At 71.5% G+C, this 21,101-nt stretch carries 22 protein-coding genes; 12 read left to right on the top strand and 10 right to left on the bottom strand.

Going from position 1 to position 21,101, the window contains the following annotated elements; all coding sequences use genetic code 11:
* The first annotated feature begins 22 nt into the window (after nucleotides 1–22).
* The 8 genes from ACH4E7_RS13485 (at nucleotide 23) to ACH4E7_RS13450 (ending at nucleotide 6,383) form a co-directional block, all read left to right on the top strand.
* A complete protein-coding gene (locus tag ACH4E7_RS13485) occupies nucleotides 23–1,285 on the top strand; it encodes a transcriptional regulator (RefSeq protein WP_396249196.1) in 1,263 nt (420 codons plus the stop codon).
* 212 nt (nucleotides 1,286–1,497) lie between these two features.
* Nucleotides 1,498–1,728: a hypothetical protein gene (locus ACH4E7_RS13480; protein WP_396249195.1), complete on the top strand. Its 231-nt coding sequence runs from the start codon at nucleotides 1,498–1,500 to the stop codon at nucleotides 1,726–1,728.
* A gap of 97 nt (nucleotides 1,729–1,825) precedes the next feature.
* A complete protein-coding gene (locus ACH4E7_RS13475) occupies nucleotides 1,826–2,005 on the top strand; it encodes a hypothetical protein (RefSeq protein WP_396249194.1) in 180 nt (59 codons plus the stop codon).
* A 165-nt stretch (nucleotides 2,006–2,170) separates the two neighbouring features.
* The gene (locus ACH4E7_RS13470) at nucleotides 2,171–2,776 is read left to right on the top strand and encodes a dTDP-4-dehydrorhamnose 3,5-epimerase family protein (protein WP_396249193.1); all 606 of its coding nucleotides are present in this window, start codon (nucleotides 2,171–2,173) and stop codon (nucleotides 2,774–2,776) included.
* Nucleotides 2,761–3,735 carry a dTDP-glucose 4,6-dehydratase gene (gene rfbB / locus ACH4E7_RS13465; protein ID WP_396249192.1) on the top strand — a complete coding sequence of 325 codons (975 nt, stop codon included), beginning with the start codon at nucleotides 2,761–2,763 and terminating at the stop codon, nucleotides 3,733–3,735. Before ACH4E7_RS13470 ends, rfbB begins: the two co-directional genes overlap by 16 nt.
* Nucleotides 3,736–3,746: 11 nt before the next feature.
* Complete coding sequence (locus ACH4E7_RS13460) at nucleotides 3,747–4,745, top strand: ATP-grasp domain-containing protein (RefSeq protein WP_396249191.1); 999 nt, start codon at nucleotides 3,747–3,749, stop codon at nucleotides 4,743–4,745.
* A gap of 16 nt (nucleotides 4,746–4,761) precedes the next feature.
* On the top strand, nucleotides 4,762–5,898 hold the full coding sequence (locus ACH4E7_RS13455) for a DegT/DnrJ/EryC1/StrS family aminotransferase (protein WP_396249190.1): 1,137 nt from the start codon (nucleotides 4,762–4,764) through the stop codon (nucleotides 5,896–5,898).
* Nucleotides 5,899–5,918: 20 nt separating this feature from the next.
* On the top strand, nucleotides 5,919–6,383 hold the full coding sequence (locus ACH4E7_RS13450) for a low molecular weight phosphotyrosine protein phosphatase (RefSeq protein ID WP_396249189.1): 465 nt from the start codon (nucleotides 5,919–5,921) through the stop codon (nucleotides 6,381–6,383).
* Here ACH4E7_RS13450 and ACH4E7_RS13445 read toward each other — a convergent pair.
* The 5 genes from ACH4E7_RS13445 to zapE form a co-directional block, all read right to left on the bottom strand.
* Nucleotides 6,380–7,570: a UDP-N-acetylglucosamine--N-acetylmuramyl-(pentapeptide) pyrophosphoryl-undecaprenol N-acetylglucosamine transferase gene (locus tag ACH4E7_RS13445; RefSeq protein WP_396249188.1), complete on the bottom strand. Its 1,191-nt coding sequence runs from the start codon at nucleotides 7,568–7,570 to the stop codon at nucleotides 6,380–6,382. The two genes, ACH4E7_RS13450 and ACH4E7_RS13445, sit on opposite strands and share 4 nt — an antisense overlap.
* A 221-nt stretch (nucleotides 7,571–7,791) precedes the next feature.
* Entirely contained in the window at nucleotides 7,792–8,775 is a 984-nt protein-coding gene (locus tag ACH4E7_RS13440; RefSeq protein WP_396249187.1) for a TerC family protein, read from the bottom strand.
* A 190-nt stretch (nucleotides 8,776–8,965) separates the two neighbouring features.
* On the bottom strand, nucleotides 8,966–9,544 hold the full coding sequence (locus ACH4E7_RS13435; RefSeq protein ID WP_355672539.1) for a TerD family protein: 579 nt from the start codon (nucleotides 9,542–9,544) through the stop codon (nucleotides 8,966–8,968).
* Between the two features lie 252 nt (nucleotides 9,545–9,796).
* Entirely contained in the window at nucleotides 9,797–11,893 is a 2,097-nt protein-coding gene (uvrB, locus tag ACH4E7_RS13430) for an excinuclease ABC subunit UvrB (protein ID WP_396249186.1), read from the bottom strand.
* A gap of 130 nt (nucleotides 11,894–12,023) precedes the next feature.
* Nucleotides 12,024–13,070 carry a cell division protein ZapE gene (gene zapE, locus ACH4E7_RS13425; RefSeq protein ID WP_396249370.1) on the bottom strand — a complete coding sequence of 349 codons (1,047 nt, stop codon included), beginning with the start codon at nucleotides 13,068–13,070 and terminating at the stop codon, nucleotides 12,024–12,026.
* Between the two features lie 179 nt (nucleotides 13,071–13,249).
* Between zapE and ACH4E7_RS13420 the strand changes: the two genes are divergently transcribed.
* From ACH4E7_RS13420 to msrB, 4 genes are all read left to right on the top strand, one after another.
* Nucleotides 13,250–14,026, top strand: coding sequence for a pyrimidine reductase family protein (locus tag ACH4E7_RS13420; RefSeq protein WP_396249185.1), 777 nt, complete (start codon nucleotides 13,250–13,252; stop codon nucleotides 14,024–14,026).
* Nucleotides 14,027–14,091: 65 nt separating this feature from the next.
* On the top strand, nucleotides 14,092–14,553 hold the full coding sequence (locus ACH4E7_RS13415) for an indole-3-glycerol phosphate synthase (protein WP_396249184.1): 462 nt from the start codon (nucleotides 14,092–14,094) through the stop codon (nucleotides 14,551–14,553).
* A gap of 141 nt (nucleotides 14,554–14,694) precedes the next feature.
* Entirely contained in the window at nucleotides 14,695–16,104 is a 1,410-nt protein-coding gene (murC, locus tag ACH4E7_RS13410; protein WP_396249183.1) for a UDP-N-acetylmuramate--L-alanine ligase, read from the top strand.
* A 22-nt stretch (nucleotides 16,105–16,126) separates the two neighbouring features.
* Nucleotides 16,127–16,531 carry a peptide-methionine (R)-S-oxide reductase MsrB gene (msrB, locus tag ACH4E7_RS13405; protein ID WP_380614176.1) on the top strand — a complete coding sequence of 135 codons (405 nt, stop codon included), beginning with the start codon at nucleotides 16,127–16,129 and terminating at the stop codon, nucleotides 16,529–16,531.
* 45 nt (nucleotides 16,532–16,576) lie between these two features.
* Here msrB and ACH4E7_RS13400 read toward each other — a convergent pair whose 3' ends face one another.
* The 5 genes from ACH4E7_RS13400 to ACH4E7_RS13380 all read right to left on the bottom strand — a co-directional run bounded on the left by ACH4E7_RS13400 (nucleotide 16,577) and on the right by ACH4E7_RS13380 (nucleotide 21,058).
* Complete coding sequence (locus ACH4E7_RS13400; protein WP_396249182.1) at nucleotides 16,577–17,770, bottom strand: cytochrome P450; 1,194 nt, start codon at nucleotides 17,768–17,770, stop codon at nucleotides 16,577–16,579.
* A complete protein-coding gene (locus ACH4E7_RS13395) occupies nucleotides 17,767–18,417 on the bottom strand; it encodes a GTP-binding protein (RefSeq protein WP_396249181.1) in 651 nt (216 codons plus the stop codon). Before ACH4E7_RS13395 ends, ACH4E7_RS13400 begins: the two co-directional genes overlap by 4 nt.
* Nucleotides 18,395–18,757 (bottom strand): DUF742 domain-containing protein, encoded by a 363-nt coding sequence (locus ACH4E7_RS13390; protein ID WP_396249180.1) that lies wholly within the window; start codon nucleotides 18,755–18,757, stop codon nucleotides 18,395–18,397. Before ACH4E7_RS13390 ends, ACH4E7_RS13395 begins: the two co-directional genes overlap by 23 nt.
* 127 nt (nucleotides 18,758–18,884) lie before the next feature.
* Nucleotides 18,885–19,316, bottom strand: a complete 432-nt coding sequence (locus ACH4E7_RS13385; RefSeq protein ID WP_396249179.1) for a roadblock/LC7 domain-containing protein — start codon at nucleotides 19,314–19,316, stop codon at nucleotides 18,885–18,887.
* The gene (locus ACH4E7_RS13380; RefSeq protein ID WP_396249178.1) at nucleotides 19,313–21,058 is read right to left on the bottom strand and encodes an ATP-binding protein; all 1,746 of its coding nucleotides are present in this window, start codon (nucleotides 21,056–21,058) and stop codon (nucleotides 19,313–19,315) included. Before ACH4E7_RS13380 ends, ACH4E7_RS13385 begins: the two co-directional genes overlap by 4 nt.
* Nucleotides 21,059–21,101 lie beyond the last annotated feature (43 nt).

The following is a 21,101-nucleotide window of genomic DNA, read 5'->3' as shown; positions in this document are numbered from 1 at the left end:
CAAGTCAAGGACAGGGGGCAACGTGGCCGAGCACAGTAACGAGGAGCGAATCGGCGAGCTGATCGCCACCCGCCGCAGGTTTCTTGGACTGTCCGAGGAGGACGTGGCGCGAAAGCTGGCCGACGCCAGCGGTTACACCCCTACCCGCACCGACGTGTGGCGGTGGGAAACCGAGTACGAGGGCCGCACACCGGGCCCCCAGTACCTGCCCCACCTGGCCAAGGTTCTGGAGCTGGACGAGTCCCGCCTGCGCCGCGCCCGTGCCGCGACCAAAGCGGCCCGCAGATTCAAGGTCACCGCGCCGGTCTCCTCCACCGAGGTGATCGCCCGGCTGCTACCCGCCGACACCGAGTTCTCGCCGCTCGGCACCAGTACCGGCAACACGGTCGGCGCCGCCGATGCCGAAGCCCTGCTTCGACGGATCCACGGTCTGCGCCTGGCGGATGACGTCCTGGCCGGCGGGGACCTGGTGGAGACCGTCGTCAGGGAGCTGCGCTCGGCCGTGCGCCTGCACAACGACACCTGCCACTCGGAGGCGGTGGGCCGCCGCCTGCTGACGGGGGTGGGTGAACTCGCGCAGCTTGCGGGGTGGATCGCCACGGACAGCGGCGGCAAAGCCGATCCGGCACCGCTGTTCCGACTCGGCGTCGCCGCCGCCAAGCAGGCCGGGGACGGGCCCCTCGCGGCTCACCTGCTGGGCTCCTGGGGGTATTGGGAGGCCAACCGAGGCGATATTCGACGTGGCCTCGGCCTTGTACGTGTTGCGGAACGCGAGGCTGCAGGGGGGCCGGTGCGCGCCCAATCCCTCACCGCTGCCCGCGTCGCCTGGGTCTCCACCCTCGCCGGAGAGCAGCGCACCGCCTTGACCGCGATCGACACCGCCATGGACCAAGTGGACGGAGCCGACAACGACATGGCCGCCTCGGCCGACCCCCGGCAGTGGCTCTACTGGGTGACCCGCGATGAGCAGGAAGTCATGCAGGCCCGCGTGTACACCCAGATGCATCGTCCCCTACGCGCCGTCCCTCTGCTGCGGAAGGTGCTCGCAGCCTACGACGCGAGCCACGCTCGCGAGTACGCCCTCTACGCCTCCTGGCTCTCCACGGCGCTGGCCGAGGCCAACGAGCCGGAGGAAGCTGCGAAGACCGCGCACCGCATGTTCGAGGTGCTCGCCGGCGTCCCCTCCTCCCGTGAGCAGGACCGCGCAAAGACCGTGATCTGCGCGCTGCGCCGATACCGAGAGGTACCCGAGGTTGCCGAGGTCCTGGCGCACTGGGTGGCCTGACGCTCGTTTGGAAGACGGATTGGAAGACGCTTCGGCACTGTGACCGCCGCCTGACGGTGCGTAGTTTCGTGTGCAAGCCGCTTCGCAGGAAAAGCCGACACCGGCCCTGGGGCCTGCGGAGCGGCTGCCAGCGGCGGTCCTGCCTTGCATCCCCAAACGATGCGGGGCCGCCGCGCCAACTCCCGTCCGCGAGCGATCTGGAGCGCCTCCCCATGACCACCGCCGGCCGACCTCCGCATCCCTGGAGCCTCAACGGCGCCGCCGAACTCGCGAACCTCGACCCCGGCGGCGGGCGCCGACCGCCGCGTCAGGTCTCGCAGGAGAACGCCGCCGCCACCCGAACCCGGATGCTGCTCGACGACCACCGCAGCGACGGCGTCCGCTGCGGCACCGCGTGGCCCTGCACCATCGCGGCCGACGCGCTGTACAGGACCGCGTCGTGACGCCCCGCGCAGTCGACCTGGACCGAGCCCGACGCCGGTCCCTGGTCCTGTGGCAGATCAGCGAAGAGCACCGCCGTCTGCGCCTGCGGGGGCTGCGATGAGCTTCTCCCCCGACTTCGTCCCACCGGCCGCGCGCCACCGCGGCCTTCAGGTGGACTCCGACGGCCGCCGGTACGACGTCTCGCCGGTCGTTGAGGTCAAGCCCGACGAAGGGGCGCCGGTACCGTCGCTCGACTTCTGGCCCGACTGCGCCTGCCCTCGGCACCGCGACGACTGACCACCGAACTCCGCTCGCCGCCGGGCCAAGCATGCCGGCCGGACGGCACCGGCGTGGAACGCGCGATCCCACGACGCGCGCCTGACACACAAATCGACACGACTCGCGTCGTTGTGCGCCGGGCCCAGATTCGCCCGGCGAAGCAGCCGCTCAAGGGAGCCGCTGATGAAAGCCCGCCAGCTCGACATCCCCGGGACCTTCGCCTTCGAGCCCAACGCGCACTACGACACCCGGGGTGAACTCCGGGAGTTCTTCCGGGAAGACGACTTCCGGACCGCCACCGGCATGGTGTTCCACCTCGCCCAGGCCAACACCGTCATCTCCCGACTCGGTGCACTGCGCGGCATCAGCGTCGCCACCGCCGGCCAGGCAAAGTACATCACCTGCACCAGCGGGGCGGTCCTCGACGCATTGGTCGACCTGCGGACCGGATCGCCCACCTTCGGCACCTGGCACCTGGCACACCTCGACGCCGAGCGGCTCACCGCGCTGTACGTGCCGCCCGGCGTCGGCCACGCCACCTTCGCCCTGGCGGACCGCTCCTGCGTCACCTATCTGCTGAACGAACTGCACCATCCCGAACAGTTCCTGTCGATCGACCCTCTCGACGCGGACCTCGCCATCGAATGGCCGCCTGAGCCGGCCTCCATCGTCGCGGGCAGCAGCCTCAGCTTCGCCGAGGCCCGCGACCGGGGCCTTTTGCCCGCCTACGCCGACGGACCACTGCCACACCTCACCCAGATTGGTGGCCCTCAATGGAAAACATCCTGATCACCGGCGGCGCCGGGTTCATCGGATCGCACTTCGCCCGCCGCCTCGTCGACGCCGACGACGTCGCCAAGGTGACCGTCCTGGACTCCCTCACCTACGCGGGCAACCTCGGCAACCTCGCCGGCATCACCGACTCGAAGAAGTTCACCTTCGTCCAGGGCAGCATCCTCAACCGCGCCCTGGTCGACGCCCTGATGGAGACCCACGACGCGGTGGTCCACTTCGCCGCCGAGTCCCACGTCGACCGGTCCCTCATGGACGCCGGGAACTTCGTCTCCACCAACGTGCTGGGCACCCAGACCCTCCTCGACTCGGCCCGCCGCATCGGCACCCGCAAGTTCGTCCACATCTCGACCGACGAGGTGTACGGCTCGCTGCCGACCGGCACGGCGTTCGAGACCGACCCGCTGCACCCCACCGTGCCCTACTCGGCGTCCAAGGCCGCTTCCGACATGATCGCTCTGGCCTACCACTCCAGCTACGGCGTGCCGGTGTGCGTGACCCGCTCCTCCAACAACTACGGGCCCCGCCAGTTCCCGGAGAAGCTCATCCCGTTGTTCGTCACCAGACTGCTGGCCAGCGCGAAAGTCACCATTCACGGCAACGGCGAACACATGCGGAACTGGCTGCACGTCACCGACAACTGCGCCGGGGTGGAGCTGGTGCTCCACAAAGGCATCCCCGGCGAGGCGTACAACATCGGCGGCGGCACCGACCTGACCACGATCGAGCTCACCGGGATGCTCCTGCGCGAGACCGGCGCGAGCTGGGACCAGGTCACCTACGTGCCGGACCGGGCCGCCAACGACATCCGGTACTCGATGGATTGGTCGAAGCTCGCCCAGCTCGGCTACATGCCCCAGCAGGACCTGGCGGCCGGCATCGCCGAGACCGTGGACTGGTACCGCCGCAACCCGGACTGGTGGGACACCACCGCCACCGCACGGACTGCCGCGTGAGGGGCCGGCCCGTGGAGACCTCCAACCCGGCGGAACCTCGACGCATCGTGGTGACCGGCGTCGGCGGCGCGCCCGGCCTCGACCTGGCGCTCACCCTCCGCAAGCTCGGCCACGAAGTGATCGGCACCGACTCCAATCCCCTCGCGCCGGGCCTGCTCACCCCCGGCATCAGCGCCCGCACCATCGCCCGCGCCGACAGCCCGCTGTTCGCCGCCGACTTGATGGAACTGGTGCACAACCTCAAGCCGGACGCCCTGCTGTGCTGCGTCGAGAACGAGCTACCCCAGCTGGTCCACCTGCGCGGCCACCTCCAGCGCGCGGGAGTCCGCACGTGGCTGCCCGACATGGCCACCGTCACCGCCGCAGGCGACAAGTGGGCCTTCCACCGGGCGATGCTGGGCAGCCGGGTGCCCACCCCAGCAACCTGGCTGCCCGACCAGATCGACGAGATCCCCGAGGGGACTGAGCTGGTCGTCAAACCGCGCCGGGGCCAGGGCTCCAAGAACGTCCACTTCTGCCGCACTCGCGAGCAGGCCCGCGTGCTGTGCGAGCTGGTGCCCGACCCGATCATCCAACAGCGCGTCCTCGGAGCCGAGTTCTCCGCCGACTGCCTGGTGGACCGCAACGGCCGCGCCTCGGTGGTGCTGCGCCGTCGCCTGATGGTCCAGGCCGGCATGTCGGTGGTCGCCGTCACGATCGACGACGTCGAGGCCACCAAGCGCGTCACCGAGGTGATCCGGGCGATCCGCGCGACCGGCCCGGTCGACGTCCAGGGCTTCATCACCGAAGGCTCCGACCCCCGCGTTGTCATCACCGAGATCAACTCCCGGCTCGCCGCCGGGTTCCTGCTCTCCGAGGAAGCCGGAGCCAACTTGGTCGAGCAAATTGTGAACGGGCTCTTCCAGCGAGCGATCGACCACCGGCGGCTTTCCTACCGCAGCGGCACCTTCCTCACCAAGTACGTCGCCGTGATGTCCACCGAACCCCGCGCCGTCCCCGACACGGCCTGACGAAGGAGGATCAGCCTTGACCCAGACCCCGCCTCCCGGCGTCGAGCGCAACGCCGCCCCGCTCCTGCACGGCACCGAGGCCGACGCACTGGCCACCGTCCTGCCTGGCGGCCAGTGGGGGCACGGCCCGGCCACCGACCAGTTCGAGGCCGGCATCGCCGACCTGATCGGCGTGAACGACGCCGTCGCCGTGAACTCCGGCACCACCGCGCTCCACCTCGCGCTGCGCTCGGTCGGCATCGGCCCCGGCGACGACGTCATCGTCCCCTCGCTCACCTTCTGCGCCAGCGTCCAGGCCATCACCTGGAACGGCGCCTCTCCCCGCTTCGCCGAGATCGACCCCGACACTCTGGCCGTCACGGCGGACACCGTGCTGGAAGCCCTGACGCCGCAGACCAAGGCCGTGATGCCCGTGCTGTACGGCGGCCGGGCCGTTGACCTCTCCCCGATCCGCGACGAACTGGCCCGGCGCGGCATCCAGATCATCGAGGACGCCGCGCATGCCTTCGGCTCCCGCCACCCGGACGGGACCATGGTCGGCGCCGTGCCGGGCGTGCTGACGTGCTTCTCACACGACCCGATCAAGAACCTCACCACGGGGCAGGGTGGCACGATCATCCCCCGCAGCCGGACGGAGGCCAACAACCTGCGCAGCCTGCGCCTTTTCGGCATCGTCCAGTCCAAGGACGCCCGAGCCTCACTGACCTCCTACGAGGTCCAGGGCCCCGGGATGCGCTTCGACATGTCCCAGCTGAACGCCGCGATCGGCCTCGCCCAGTTGGAGCACTTTACCGAGGTAGCCGCGCTGCGCCAGCACCTGTGGCGCACCTACCAGGCCGAGCTGGACGGCTTGGACGGCGTCCAGCTGGTCGACGTGGACGTGGCCAACACCGTGCCGTTCAACTGCGTGGTGCGCCTGAACCGGGACCGGGACAAGGTCTTTCACTACCTGCGGGAGCGGAACATCGGCGTCGCCGTGCACTACCCGCCCAATCACACCCAGCCCGGCTTCTCCGCCTGGCGCCGCAACCTGCCGGTCACGGACAGGGTCGCCGGCCAGATCCTTGGCCTGCCGTTCCACCCCGCCATGACCTACGACAGCGCCCGCTACGCGGTTGCCACGCTCGCCGAGGCGATCAAGGCCACCGCGTGACCGACACCAAGGAGTCGAAGATGAGCGATGACCAGTTCCGACACCCGAAGCGCCATCGCATCCTGGTGGTCTGCCTGGGCAACCACAACCGCTCGCCGATCGCCGCCGCGGTGCTCGCGCACATCGGCGGCCAGAAGGTCGAGGTGCGCTCGGCCGGCCTGCGCGAGCGCCATGTCGGGGGTCCGGCACACAGCAACGCGATCCGGGCCGCCGAGGAGGCCGGGTACGACATCCGCGACCACCGTGCGGTCAAGGTCAACCGTCGCATGCTCGGCTGGGCCGACGTGGTGCTGGCCATGGACCATGCCGTCCTCGCCGAGCTCCTGGCCATGACAGACGGCACCCCGGATGAGCCGAAGCTCGGCCTGTACATCTCGGGCGAGGACGTGTTCGACCCCTGGGAGAGCGACTACACGGCGTACCAATCCTGTGTGGCCACCATCCAGGCGGGCGCCGTCCGGCACCTGCTGGACCTGGACGCCTAGCGGTCCACGACCGACAGCAGCACGTCCACCAGCCGGTCGGCGGCGTCCGGACGGCCGTGCTCGGCGGCCCGCCGCGCGATGTCCGCGCGGCGGGCCGGGTCGGTCAGCAGCGGGCCGATCGCGGCCCGCAGGGTGTCCGGAGTGGCGCGGCCGAGCAGCGCGACCGCCGCGCCGGCGTCGGCCAGGTGGCGGGCGTTGTGCTCCTGCTCGTTCCCGGCCGATGTCGCCAGCGGGATGAACACCGCCGCCCGGCCCAGGGCGGTCAGCTCCGCCAGCGTCCCCGCGCCGCTGCGCGAGACCACCACGTCCGCCAGGGCGAGCACGTCGGGCAGCTCCGGGCCGACGAAGCCGGTCACCAGGTACCGGCCGCGCAGATGCTCCGGTAGCGAGGCCGCGCGGTCGCGCAGGTCGGTCCCGTGGCTGGGGCCGCACTGATGAATCACGTTGGCGTGGCCGAGCAGCCACGGCAGGATCTCGCTGACCAACCCGTTGATCTGCTGGGAACCCTGCGCGCCGCCGGTGACGTACACGGTCGGCCGGGAGCGGTCGAAGCCCCACAGGCCGAGCGCCTGAACCGCCTTGTCCGGCTGGCCGGTCAGCACCTCGGGCCGCACCGGGTTGCCGGTGACCACGGCGGTGGCTCGGGCACCCTCAGGCAGGAACTCCAACGTCGACTCGGAGGAGACCGCGACGCGGGTCGCCATCCGGGCCAGGGCTCGGTTGCCCAGGCCTAGCCGGACAGTCTGCTCGTGAACGACCAGCGGCCGGTGGCACATCCGGGCGGCCATCCCGACCGGCACCGCGACGTAGCCGCCCGTGCCGAGCACCACGTCCGGGGCGAAGGCGGCGACCGCAGAGCGGGCCTGGGCGACGCCAAGGGGGACGCGGCCCATGTCCTTGACGTTGGCGGGCGACACCAGCTTGAGCGGGTTGGCACTGCGCCGGATCTTCCCGGTGGCGACGGTCCTGAACGGAATGTCCTCGGCGGCGGTCACCTTGGCCTCAAGGCCGGTGGCGGTGCCGATCCACAGCACGTCCAGGGCGCTGCCGGCCTCGGCGAGCCGTGAACGCAGGGTGCGGATCGCGGTGAGGGCCGGATAGGTGTGCCCGCCCGTTCCGCCGCCGGTGACGATCAGCCGCAGGGGCCGTCCAAGGTGGGAGACGAGAGCGCTGGCGTCGCGATTCACTCCTGGAACATACCAGTCCCCGAGGGCCGTTCGGCGCGCCGAATCTGACACAACGTCAGACTTGGGATGTGCAACTTACTACGACCAGGCCACCGATCGCCTGGTCGAGACCGGTGCTGCTCGGCTCGCGCTGGGTGGCCGAGTACGGCCGTCGCCCACAGAACTGAGCCCCGCCGCCGGATCGCATCCGGCGGCTGGGCCCCAAAGCTTCCTTATCCCGTTCAGGCGTCGAGCTTCTCGGGCTCGCACTCGGCCTGCTCGGCCTGCTTCTTGGAGGCCATCAGGCTGGTCACCGTCGTCACGGCCAGGACCACCACGATGAAGCCCAGCGAGAACGGGATGCCGATCTCCGGGACGTGCGCGCCGGCCTCGTGGGCGGCGTGCAGGACCAGCTTCACGCCGATGAAGCCGAGGATCACCGACAGGCCGTAGCTCAGGTGAACCAGCTTCTTCAGCAGGCCGCCGATCAGAAAGTACAGCTGGCGCAGGCCCATCAGGGCGAAGGCGTTGGCGGTGAAGACGATGTACGGGTCCTGGGTGAGGCCGAAGATGGCTGGGATCGAGTCCAGGGCGAACAGCACATCCGTGGTGCCGATCGCCAGCATGACGATCAGCATCGGGGTGATCAGCCGGCGGCCGTTCTCCCGGATGAACAGCTTGGCGCCTCGGTAGTCATCGGTGGCGGGGAAGCGCCGGGTGATCGACTTCAGCAGCCGGTTCTCCTCGAACTCCTCGTCCTCCTCCTCGGCCCGGGCCTCCTTGATCAGCTTCCAGGCGGTCCAGATCAGGAAGCCGCCGAAGACGAAGAACACCCAGGAGAACTGGGAGACCAGCGCCGCGCCGCCCGCGATGAAGGCCGCCCGGAGCACCAGGGCGATGATCACGCCGAACATCAGCACGCGCTGCTGGTAGATCCTGGGCACCGCGAATTTGCCCATGATCAGGATGAACACGAAGAGGTTGTCGACACTGAGCGACTTCTCGGTGATGTAGCCGGCGAAGAACTCGCCCGCCGGCTGCCCACCGGAGTGCCACCAGAGGAACCCGCCGAAGAGCACCGCCAGCACGACCCAGACGGCCGTCCAGATCCCGGCCTCCTTGATCGAGACCTCGTGCGGCTTGCGCCCCCCGATGAAGAAGTCGGCCACGACCAGTGCGATCAGCACACCGATCGTGGTGACCCACATGGTTACGGAAACGTCCATGACTGCTCCTCCGGCAGCTAGGCGAGACAGGTCGTCACTGCCGGAGGTCTCTTCCGCCCATCGGGCCAGCGCCCCGGGGTGCCACGACGGGCACCCGTGATGACGGGGTCGGCTATCGAGGAATACTCCCCTCCGCTGCCATCGAGAGTAACAGGGAAGGCAAAGAAAGGTAAAGAAAGGTAAAGGACCGTCAGAGGAACGGCTCGATCGCCGGCAGCAGGTCCTGGAAGGTCCGCCCCTTGGCCGGGGCGCCGATCGCCTGCATCTCCCAGCCGCCGTTACCGTCCCGGACGACCTTGGCCATGATCTGCCCGGTGTGCGGCCCGCCGCCCGCCAGCTCGTACCGGGCCAGCTCCACCCCGGTGGTCTCGTCCAGCAGCCGGCAGTGCGCCCGGCTCACCTCGGCGAAGGTCTGCCCGGTGTACGAGCTGACCGTGAACACCACCTGGGTGATGTGCGCCGGCACGTGCAGCAGGTCGACCAGGATCGCCTCGTCGTCCTCGGCACCGGTGCCGCCCACCAGGTTGTCCCCGGTGTGCCGCACCGAGCCGTCAGTGGACTCCAGGTGCTGGAAGAACACCACGTCGGACGGGGTCTTCTCGGCGTACAGCAGCGCCGAGGCGTCCAGGTCGATCTTCCTGGTCCGGCTGCCGAACAGGCCCCGCTTGGGGGCGGCCTGCCAGCCGAGCCCCATCCGGACCACGGTCAGGGTGCCGCCCGCCCCCTTCTGGAGGCTGACCCGCTGCCCCTTGGCAAGGTTCACCGACACGACGTTGTCCTCTCTGCCGGCCACGCGGTCACACCCGCACGGCTCCCGGTGGAACACCCCGTCGCCGTCCCCCGGCTGAGGCCCCCTCTGCAATACGGCCCGCAGCCCCGTCCGAGGGCGCGATGCCGCAGGCCAGCCTAGGGCCTGCGGCACCCCCGACTCCTCCGGGTTACCCGGTTTGTGGCAAGGCTGAGACACCGCCGGGCTTGACCGGTGCAGGAACCGGCCGAGCCCGACGCACCGGTGGACGGGTCAGGCCACACCGGCCTCGCGCATCTGCCGCAGTTCCTTCTTCAGCTCCTTCACCTCGTCGCGCAGCCGTGCCGCGACCTCGAACTGGAGATCGGCGGCCGCCGTGTGCATCCGGTCGGTCATCTCCTGGATCAGGTCCGCCAGCTCGGCGGCCGGCATCGACTTGGCGGGCTTGCGCTCCGAGCCCAGCATCGGCACCGGGGCCTTGCCGCCCTTCTGGCCCGCGCCGCGGTAGCCGGTGGAGAGCAGCTCGTCGGTGTCCACGTCCTCGCGGGCGAGGGTGTCCAGGATGTCGCCGATCTTCTTCCGCAGCGGCTGCGGGTCGATCCCGTGCTCCTTGTTGTAGGCCTGCTGGACGGCCCGGCGGCGGTTGGTCTCCTCGATCGCCTTCTCCATCGAGGGGGTGATCCGGTCCGCGTACATGTGGACCTGGCCGGAGACGTTACGGGCGGCGCGGCCGATGGTCTGGATGAGTGACGTGCCGGAGCGCAGGAAGCCCTCCTTGTCGGCGTCCAGGATCGCCACCAGCGACACCTCGGGCAGGTCCAGGCCCTCGCGCAGCAGGTTGATGCCGACCAGCACGTCGAACCGGCCCGCGCGCAGCTCGCGCAGCAGCTCGACCCGCCGCAGGGTGTCCACGTCGCTGTGGAGGTACCGGACCCGGATGTCCAGGCCGAGCATGTAGTCGGTGAGGTCCTCGGCCATCTTCTTGGTCAGCGTGGTGACCAGGACGCGCTCGTCCCGCTCCACCCGCTTGCGGACCTCGTGCACCAGGTCGTCGATCTGGCCCTCGGTCGGCTTGACGATCACCTCGGGGTCGATCAGGCCGGTCGGGCGGATGATCTGCTCGACCTGGCCGTCGCCGCGGGACAGCTCGTACGGGCCGGGCGTCGCCGACAGGTACACCGTCTGACCGATCCGCCCCAGGAACTCCTCCCACTTCAGCGGGCGGTTGTCCATCGCGGACGGCAGCCGGAAGCCGTGCTCGACCAGGGTGCGCTTGCGCGAGGCGTCACCCTCGTACATCGCGCCGATCTGCGGGACGGTGACGTGCGACTCGTCGATGACGAGGAGGAAGTCCTCCGGGAAGTAGTCCAGCAGGGTGTTCGGCGGGGAACCGGGCTCGCGGCCGTCGAAGTGCATCGAGTAGTTCTCGACGCCCGAACAGGTGCCGATCTGGCGCAGCATCTCGATGTCGTAGGTGGTGCGCATGCGCAGCCGCTGGGCCTCCAGCAGCTTGCCCTGCTTCTCCAGCTTGGCGAGCGTCTGCTCCAGCTCCTGCTCGATGCCGGTGACCGCCCGCTCCATGCGCTCGGGGCCGGCCACGTAGTGCGAGGCGGGGAAGACGTAGATCTGCTCGTCCTGGCTGATGATCTCGCCGGTGAGCGGGTGCAGGGTGTAGAGCGCCTCGATCTCGTCGCCGAACATCTCGATCCGGACGGCGAGCTCCTCGTAGACCGGGAAGATCTCGATGGTGTCGCCGCGGACCCGGAAGGTGCCCCGGGTGAAGGCCACGTCGTTGCGCGCGTACTGGATGTCGACGAAGCGGCGCAGCAGCACGTCCCGGTCGATCTCCTGGCCGACCTTGAGCGGCACCATCCGGTCCACGTACTCCTGCGGGGTGCCCAGGCCGTAGATGCAGGAGACCGAGGCGACCACGATCACGTCGCGGCGGGTGAGCAGCGAGTTGGTGGCCGAGTGCCGCAGCCGCTCGACCTCCTCGTTGATCGAGGAGTCCTTCTCGATGTAGGTGTCCGTCTGCGGGACGTACGCCTCGGGCTGGTAGTAGTCGTAGTACGAGACGAAGTACTCGACCGCGTTGTTCGGCAGCAGCTCGCGGAACTCGTTCGCCAGCTGCGCGGCCAGCGTCTTGTTCGGCGCCATCACCAGGGTGGGGCGCTGCAGCTTCTCGATCATCCAGGCCGTGGTGGCCGACTTGCCGGTACCGGTGGCACCGAGCAGCACGACGTCCTTCTCCCCTCCCCTGATCCGCCGCTCCAGCTCGGCGATCGCCGCCGGCTGGTCGCCGTTCGGCTGGAAGGGACTGACGACCTCGAAGGGCGCCACGGACCGCTCAATACTCGTGATGGGACGCACGACTCCACCGTACGACCCACCACCGACAACAGTGGCCGCTTCGGTCAGGCCGCGTGTGCCTCGAACCTGTCATGTGCCCCCTTGCCCCGCAAGGAGGGCAACGAATGGCCGGGGGGCGGAGGTTACGGCCTCAGCTCTTCGCGCTGTCCCGGGCCAGGGCGACCAGGCGGGAGATGGCCCGCAGGTACTTCTTGCGGTAGCCGCCGCGCAGCATGTCCTCCGGGAAGACCTGGTCGAAGGGCAGGCCGGAGGCGGTGATGGGCAGCTCGCGGTCGTACATCCGGTCGGCGAGGACGACCAGGCGCAGCGCGGTGGACTGGTCGTCGACCTGCCGCACGCCGCGCAGGCAGACCGCGGTGACGTCGTCCAGCAGCGCGCCGTAGCGGCTGGGGTGGACGGCGGAGAGGTGGGCGAGCAGGGCGTCGAAGTCGTCCAGCGAGGCGCCGGGGGTGCGGTCGGCGACGGCCCCGACGGTCTCGTCGGTGTACGGCGGCGGGGCGTCGGGCAGGCCGCGGTGGCGGTAGTCCTGGCCGTCGATCCGCATCGGGCGGAAGTGCGCGGACAGGCCCTGGATCTCGCGCAGGAAGTCGGCGGCGGCGAAGCGGCCCTCGCCGAGCTTCTCCGGCAGGGTGTTCGAGGTGGCGCAGAGCTTGACGCCGTTCTCGACCAGGCGGCCGAGCAGGGTGGAGACCAGGACGGTGTCGCCCGGGTCGTCCAGTTCGAACTCGTCGATGCAGAGCAGCGTGTGCCCGGAGAGGGTCTGGACGGCCTGCTGGAAGCCGAGCGCGCCGACCAGGTTGGTCAGCTCCACGAAGGTGCCGAAGGCCTTGGGGCCGGGGGCGGCGTGCCAGAGCGAGGCGAGCAGGTGGGTCTTGCCGACGCCGTAGCCGCCGTCGAGGTAGACCCCGGCCGGGCCGGTGGGCACGGGGGCGGAGCGGCGGAACCAGCTGCGCTTGGGCGCGGAACCGTTTCCTCCGCCGAGGGTGCCCGCGAACTGCTCCAGGACCTGGACGGCCTCGTACTGGCTGGGCTGGGTCGGGTCCGGGATGTACGTCCCGAAGCTCACGTCGGCGAACCGGGGCGGCGGGACCATCTCGGCGACCAGCCGCTCGGCGGGCACGACGGGGCGGCGGTCGGTGAGCGCGATCGGGTTGCCGGCCGGGCTCGCGGCGGCTATGGACTCGGTCGCGGTGGCGGGGCGGGAGGCTGCGGGCACATCTGTAGAGGGTACGCCTGGTGCCCGCGGCCCCCGAACCGGCTCCGAACCGGCTCCGAACCAGCCCGGAACCTGCGCCGAACCGGCCCCGACCCGCCTCCGGACGGCCCCGGACGGCCCAGCGGTGGAACACTGAGGGCATGCAACAGTTGATCAGCCCGCTGGGCGAGCCGGTCGCCGATCCGGCCGCGCTGAAGTCGCTCGCCGCCGTCTACGCGTACCCCGACCAGGTGAATCAGGGGCGTCCCTGGTTGCGCGCCAACATGGTGGCGGGCCTGGACGGCGGGGCGAAGCTCGACGGTCTGTCCGAGGGCCTGTCCGGTGACGCGGACAAGCGGATCTTCGGTGTGCTGCGCGCCCTGTCGGACGTGGTGCTGGTGGGCGCCGAGACGGTCCGCGCGGAGGGCTACCGGCCGGCCCGGGCCCGGAAGGAGTTCGCCTCGGCGCGGGCCGCGGCGGGGCAGGCCCCGGCCCCGGCGATCGCGATCGTGAGCCGCTCGCTGGACCTCGACCTGGGCGCGCCGCTGTTCACGGAACCGCTGGTCAGGACGGTGGTGATCACCGTCGAGGACGCTCCCGAGGAGCGCCGGCGGGCGGTCGCCGAGGTGGCCGACCTGGTGCTCGCCGGGCGGGGCTCGGTGGACCTGCGGGCGGGGGTGGCGGCCCTGGCGGATCGGGGCTGGACCCGCTTGCTGAGCGAGGGCGGCCCGCGGCTGCTCGGACAGCTGGCGGCCGCGGGTCTGCTGGACGAGCTGTGCCTGTCGCTGGCCCCGTTGATCACGGGCGGCGGCGCGCCGCGCATCATCCACGATGCGGAAATGCCTGACGTGCAACGGATGCGGCTGGTCTCATTGATCGAGCAGAAAGGATTCCTCTTCACCCGCTACTTGCGTCACCTGGGTTCGATGACCCCGTGACCCCCCGATCGTGTTCCCGTTATGCGATGCCGGGGCCCGGGGGTCGGCCACTGGAAGGGACTCACGTGTTCAAGACGGTACTGATGATCGAAAAGGCTCTCTCCGACGCGGACGTGGAGCTCGTCACGACGCTCCACAGCGACGAGAAGGTGTCCTTCGTCGTCCTGATGCAGCCGCGCGGCAAGCAGGACGAACTGCTGCGGGCGCTGGACGACGTCGCCCTCGGCCACCTCGACAAGGTGGTGCACGAGCACGACGAGTCCGAGAGCAGCCCGACCGTGGCCGGCGAATCGCTGGAGCACAGCCTGCGCCACCTGCGCCAGGCCGGGGCCGAGGCGGTCGGCGAACTGGTCGGGGACAAGCCGCTGGACCGGCTGCGCGAGGTGGTCGGGCAGCAGGAGGCGGACGAGGTGGTGGTGCTCACCTCACCGCACTTCGTGGAGGAGTTCTTCCATCGCGACTGGGCCTCCCAGGCCCGGCACAAGGTGGGGGTCCCGGTGCTGAGGCTGTTCGCCAGCGACTCCTAGCTCCGCGCGCCGGTGGTGCAGAATCGTCCTTGCGGTCCGCCCGCGAGGACGATTCGCACATCGCCGGACCCACCTGCCCACCAGCCCCACCCTTGCCCGCCGCCGGGCAGGAGGGGCCCATAGCCCGTACGGAGCCACGCCTTGAACGACGCCGCGCACGACCTGCACGCCCCGCACTTCATCGGCATCGGCGGCGCCGGGATGTCCGGTCTGGCGAAGATCCTCGCAGTGCGCGGCGCCAGCGTCTCCGGCAGCGACTCCAAGGAGTCCGAGACCGTCCTCGCGCTGCGCGCCCTCGGCGCGACGGTGCACGTCGGCCACGCCGCCGAGCACGTGCCGAACGACACCAGCAGCGTGGTCGTCTCCAGCGCGATCCGAGCCGACAACCCGGAGCTGGCCGCCGCCCGCGAGCGCGGCATCCCGGTGGTGCACCGCTCCGACGCGCTGGCCGCGCTGATGGGCGGCCGCCGGGCGCTGGCGGTGGCCGGCACCCACGGCAAGACCACCACCACCAGCATGCTGGCCGTCGCCCTCGGCGAGCTGGGCCTGGACCCGTCCTACGCGATCGGCGGCGACCTCGACGCGCCCGGCTCCAACGCCCACCACGGCGTCGGCGAGATCTTCGTCGCCGAGGCCGACGAGAGCGACCGCAGCTTCCACAAGTACGCGCCCGAGGTGGCGATCGTGCTCAACGTGGAGCTGGACCACCACGCCAACTACGCCTCGATCGAGGAGATCTACGAGTCCTTCGAGACCTTCGTCGGCCGGATCCCCCCCGGCGGCACCCTGGTGGTCTCGGCCGACCACGACGGCGCCCGCGAGCTGACCGCCCGGGTGGCCGGCCGTGAGGGGCTCAACGTGGTGACCGTCGGCTCCGCCGAGGACGCCGACGTCCGGGTGCTCTCGGTGGTCGCCTGCGGCATGACCAGCGAGGTCACCGTGCTGCTGGACGGCGCCGAGCTGGCCTTCACCGTCTCCGTCCCCGGCCGCCACTACGCCCACAACGCGGTGGCCGCGCTGGCCGCCGGTGTCGCGCTGGGTGTCCCGGCCGCCGACCTGGCCAAGGCGATCGGCACCTACACCGGCGTGCGCCGCCGGCTGCAGCTCAAGGGCGAGGCGGCCGGTGTCCAGGTGATCGACTCCTACGCCCACCACCCGACCGAGATGACCGCCGACCTGGAGGCGATCCGCGAGGCCGTGGACGGCGAGGGCCGCGTCCTGGTGGTCTTCCAGCCCCACCTGTTCAGCCGCACCCAGCAGCTCGCCGAGGAGATGGGCCGGGCCCTCGCGCTGGCCGACGCCTCGGTGGTGCTGGACATCTACCCGGCCCGTGAGGACCCGATCCCGGGCGTGACCAGCGAGCTGATCATCGACGCCGCCCGCCGGGCCGGCGCCGACGTCACCGCCGAGCACGACTTCGCCGCCGCCCCCGCCCTGCTGGCCGGGCTGGCCCGCCCGGGCGACCTGCTGCTCACCATGGGCGCGGGCGACGTCACCAACCTCGGGCCAGAAATTCTCAAGCACCTCGCGAACGTTGCCTCCAACGTCTGACGTACGCCGAGCGGGAGTCGTGATGAGCTACGAGATCCAGAAGTCCGAGGCCGAGTGGCGCGCCCAGCTCAGCCCCGAGGAGTACCACGTCCTCCGCGAGGCGGGCACCGAGCGCCCGTTCGTCGGCGAGTACACCGACACCAAGACGGTCGGCGTCTACAGCTGCCGGGCCTGCGGGGCGGAGCTGTTCAGCTCCGAGACCAAGTTCGACAGCCACTGCGGCTGGCCCTCGTACTACGCACCGCTGGCGGAGGACCGGGTCGAGTACATCGAGGACGACTCGCTCGGCATGCGCCGGGTCGAGGTGCGCTGCGCCCGCTGCGGCGGGCACCTGGGGCACGTCTTCGAGGGCGAGGGCTACGGGACGCCGACCGACCAGCGCTACTGCATCAACAGCATCTCGCTGACGCTGCGGCCGGCCGAGTAGGACGGGCGGCGGAAGGCCCGGACGGTGATCGTCCGGGCCTTCCGGCTATCCGGCCAGCGGCGCGAAGCGGACCGGCAGGTGCACCAGGGCCCGGTGGAACGGACCCGGACGCCAGAGCAACTCACCCGCCGGGGTGGCCAGTTCGAGGTCGCTGAGCCGGCTGGTCAGCTGCTCGATCGCGGTGATCGCGATCAGCAGGGCCGGGTCGCGGGCCGGGCAGGCATGCGGGCCGGCCGCCCAGGCCAGGTGGGCGCTCTCGCCACTGCGCAGCTCGGCGCCGTCGGTGGCCGGCGCGGCCTGGGAGTTGGCGGCCGCGTACGAGACCAGCACCAGCGAGCCGGCCTTGATCTCCCGGCCGTGGAAGGTGATGTCGTAGCGCGGGTAGTGGGCGGAGAGGTTGGCCATCGGCGGCTCGTGCCAGAGCACCTCGTCGATCGCCTGGTGGGCGGTCATCGCGCCGCCGAACAGCGAGCCGGCGTAGCGGGCGTCGGTGAGCAGGCGCAGCAGGGCGTTGCCGATCAGGTTGGTGGTCGGCTCGTGCCCGGCGATCATGGTCAGGGTGATCTGGCGGATCACCTCGTCGTCGTCCAGCCCGACCGGGTGGGTGACGAACCAGGAGGCGAGGTCGCGCCGGGGGCGCTCGCGCCGTTCGGCGACCATCGCGGTGACCACCCCGACGAGATCCCCGTAGGCGGCGCCGGCCCGCGCGGTGGACTCGATCAGCCCGGTGATCGCGGCGACCACCCGGACGTGGTGCTCCTCGGGCACGCCGAACCAGGTGGTGAGCACGAAGGCGGGCAGCTGGCGGGCGTACTCGGCGATCAGGTCGGCGCGGCCGACCGCCGCGAAGCGGTCGATCAGCTGGTGGGCGGTCTCGGCGACCTGCCGTTGCAGCCGGTGCGGCTCGAACAGGGCGAGGCCGTCGGTGATCACCGCGCGGTAGCGGGCGTGGGTCCCGCCGTCGCTGAACAGGGCGGTGGGGCGGTAGCCGAGCACCGGCAGCAGCGGGGAGTCCGGCGGGATCGTCCGCTGCCAGGCGCGGGAGTCCTTGGAGAAGGTGTCGGTGTCGCGCAGCAGGTCCAGGGCGGCCTGGTAGTCGGTGACCAGCAGGGCGTCCACGCCGGGTGCGATCTCCACCGGGGCGACCGCGCCGTGGCGGCGGAGCCGCTCGTACACCAGCTGCGGGTCGGCGGCGAAGACCGGTCCGTAGATCGGGGTGGGGCGGGTCTCGACGGTCACGGGCGCTCCCGGGCGGCGGTGGAGGCGGCGGGCAGGGTGTCGAGCACGTGCTCGGCCAGAGCGATCAGCGCGTCGAGGCTGCTGCCGCGCTCGCGGGCGTCGCAGATCAGCAGCGGGGTGGCGGCGTGCAGGTCCAGGTGGGCGCGCAGCACCTCGACCGGGTGGTTCGGGGAGTCCGGGAAGCGGTTGACGGCGACGGCGTACGGCAGGCCCTGCTCCTCGACCATGTCCATGATCTCGAAGGAGTCGGCCAGTCGGCGGGTGTCGGCGAGCACCAGGGCGCCCAGGGCGCCGCGGGCGATGTCCTGCCAGAGCGGGAAGAAGCGGCGCTGGCCGGGCGTGCCGAACAGGTAGAGCACCAGGTTGCCGGGCAGGGTGAGCCGGCCGAAGTCCACCGCGACGGTGGTGGTGGACTTCTCCGGCAGGCCGGCCAGGTCGTCCACCGGCCGTCCGGTCTCGGTCATCGCCTCCTCGGTGTGCAGGGTGGCGATCTCGGAGAGGGTCCGGATCAGTGTGGTCTTGCCGACCCCGAACGGGCCGGCGACCACCAGTTTCATCAGCGTCTGGTCCCGGTCGGTCAGGTAGCCCACCCGGCTCGGCCGCCCCTCGGGGGAGCCGGCCCGGTCACCGGAGCGCACGGAGTCCAACGAGGAGCCTCTCGACGATGGAGCGGTCGGTCTGCTGGGCGCGCGGGATCGGTGCGCGGGCGTGCAGGCAGCCCGCCTCGACCAGATCGGCCGCGAGGAAGACGGTGGCGCTGACCGGCAGGCGCAGGTGCGCGGCGGCCTCCACCACGGTCAGCGCGCCGGGGCGCAGCAGTTCCCAGAGCCGGCGGTGTTCGGGTTCGAGTTCGGTCGGCGGTTCGGCGCGGTCGGACCGGTCGGCGAACAGCACGGTCAGCCGCTCGAAGCCCTCGGTGCCGGGGCGGCTGCGGCCGCCGGTGGCCAGGTAGGCGGGCACCATCCGCCTGCGGGGGACGGCGTTCATGCGCCCGCCTCTCCCCCGGTCTCCGGCCGGGGGTACCCCCACCGCTCGGCAGGGGCGTTCACCCACGCGCGCCTTTTGACGATTCGCTCTCCCCCAGCCTCCGGCCGGAGGTACCCCCATCGCTCGCTCATGACCCTGCGGTGGGGTCCTGCCGCCGGGACGGACTGGCGAGCGCGCGGCCCAGGGCGGCGACCTGGAGCTGCATCTGGTAGGCCACGTTGCCGAGTTGGGCGTCCGGGGCGGTGAACACGGCGAGCGAGGTGTTCTCCCCGGCGGGGACGACGACGGCGTAGCCGAGGTCGGACTCCACCACGGTCTGGGCCAGTCGCGGCCGTTCGGCGTCGGTGAAGGCGGTGGTGAAGGCGCGGGCGGCGGCGTGCACGGTGGCGGTCATCGCGGCGACCCGCTCGGCGGAGGACCGGCCGAGGCCGTCGGAGGCGGCCTCGACGAGTCCGTCGCCGGTGGCGACGACCGCGTGCAGCACCCCCGGAAGCTCCAGCAGCGGGTTCAGCACCCAGGAAATCTCGTCGGTGGCGGTCGGACTGGGCGAGCTGCTCACTGCTCGGCTCCTTCTAAGGTCGGGCCGGTGGTGTGCCCACCGGTGGTGCCGGGTTCTTCGGGTACGGCGCTCTCGCGGGCGGCCCGCGCCACGGTGGCCCGGCCGGAGCCGGTTCCCTGCTGCAGGGCCTGCCAGTGGGCGGCGGCTCGCTCGGGGGTGCGGGCGTGCGGTCCGGCCGCGGGTCCACCCGGTTCCCCGGCAGGCTCCCCCGCGGGCTCCTCCGGCGCGATCGGACGGCGGCGGCGCCGGGTGGGCAGGCCGCTGCCGTCGACCGTCGCGGCGGGGGCTTCCACGGCCGGGCCGGGCACCACGTGGACGGCCGGTGCCCGGAGCGGGCCGGGCTGATTGTGGCGGTCGGCGAGCACCGGCCCGTCCTGCTCGTCGGCGTCGCGCATCGGCGCGACCGCCTGAACCGGGCCGGCCGGGACCGGCACGGTCTGGACGGTGGGCGCCGGCGCCGGGCCGCCGCCGGCGCGCAGCGGCAGCGGGGTGAGCACCGACAGCGGCTGCCCGTCGTCCACCACCGTCACCAGCGCGGCCGGGATCCGCAGGATGGTCCGCATGCCGCCGTACGGCGAGGGCTCGATGTGGCAGGTGAACCCGTACTGCCGGGCCAGCTTGCCGACCACCGCGAAGCCGGTCTTGGGCGGATTGCCGAGCTCGGTGAGCAGCACGTCCGGCGGGCCGGCCAGCAGCCGACGGGCCCGGCGCAGCTGGTCCTCGTCCATGCCGATGCCGCTGTCGTCGATGATCACCAGTGCGCCGCGGCCGCCCTGCTGGACGGTGACCGGGACGTCGGTCTCCGGGTGGGAGTAGGCGGTGGCGTTGGCGAGCAGTTCGGCGATCGCGATGGCGATCGGCTCGGCGGCCCGGGCGACCGCCGCGAGCCGCTGCTCCCGCAGGTGGTTGGCGACCTTGATCCGGGCGTAGCCGGGCACCCGGGAGAGCGCTCCGACCACCACCTCGGTGAGCGGGGAGTCGGTGCGGGCCAGGCCCGGCCAGGCTTCGCAGAGCACGGCGACGGTCTGGATCCGGCGCAGCGCGACCTCGTTACGGAAGTCGACCTCCAGCAGCCGGGGGTCGTCGTTGTCGTCCTGGAGCTGCTGGACCAGGCTCTGGATCTGGTACAGCAGGGTCTGGATCCGGGAGGTGGCGCCGCGCATGGCGGCCCGGGCGGCGGCGTCGACCCGCTCGCGCTCGTCGGCGAGGGCGGCGGTGGCGGCGTCCAGGACGGACTGCAGCGCCCGGACGGCCTCGGGGCCGACGGCCTGCGGGTCGAGCGGGCCGACCAGCGGGGCGTTGGCGTGCGTCAGCCGTACGGCGGTGCCGGCGACCCGCTCCTGGGCGAGGTGGCCGATCTCGGTGAGCAGGGCGGCGGCGCGCTGCTCGGCGGCGGCCAGCCGGCGCTCGGCCTCCTCGGCGCGGGTGGTCGCGGCGGCACCCCGCTGCTCCGTCTCCCGGGCGGCTTGGTCCGCCTCCCGGGCCCGCTGCTCGGCGGCCCGGCGGTGCTCCTCGGCCCGCCGGGCCTGCTCGGCGGACTGCCGTGCGGCCTCCCGGGATTCGCGCGACTCCTCCTCGGCGCGGGCGAGTCCGGCCTCGGCGGCGCGGGCGCGCTCCTCGTCGTGGGCGCGGGCGGTCTCGGCGGCCGTGGCCCGAACGACGGCCTGGGCCCGGCCGCGGGAGAGTACGACCGTGGCCGCGGCGGCGACCAGCGCCAGGGCGATCAGCGCGATCAGCGTCATCGAAGTCCTCGGAGTCCTCGGGTGTCCTGGCTGTCCTGGGCTG

Origin of the sequence: Kitasatospora sp. NPDC018058 (assembly GCF_044327205.1) — a bacterium.
GTDB lineage: Bacteria > Actinomycetota > Actinomycetes > Streptomycetales > Streptomycetaceae > Kitasatospora.
Note: the sequence above shows the minus strand (reverse complement) of the source record. Positions and strands in the feature narration are given on the sequence as shown.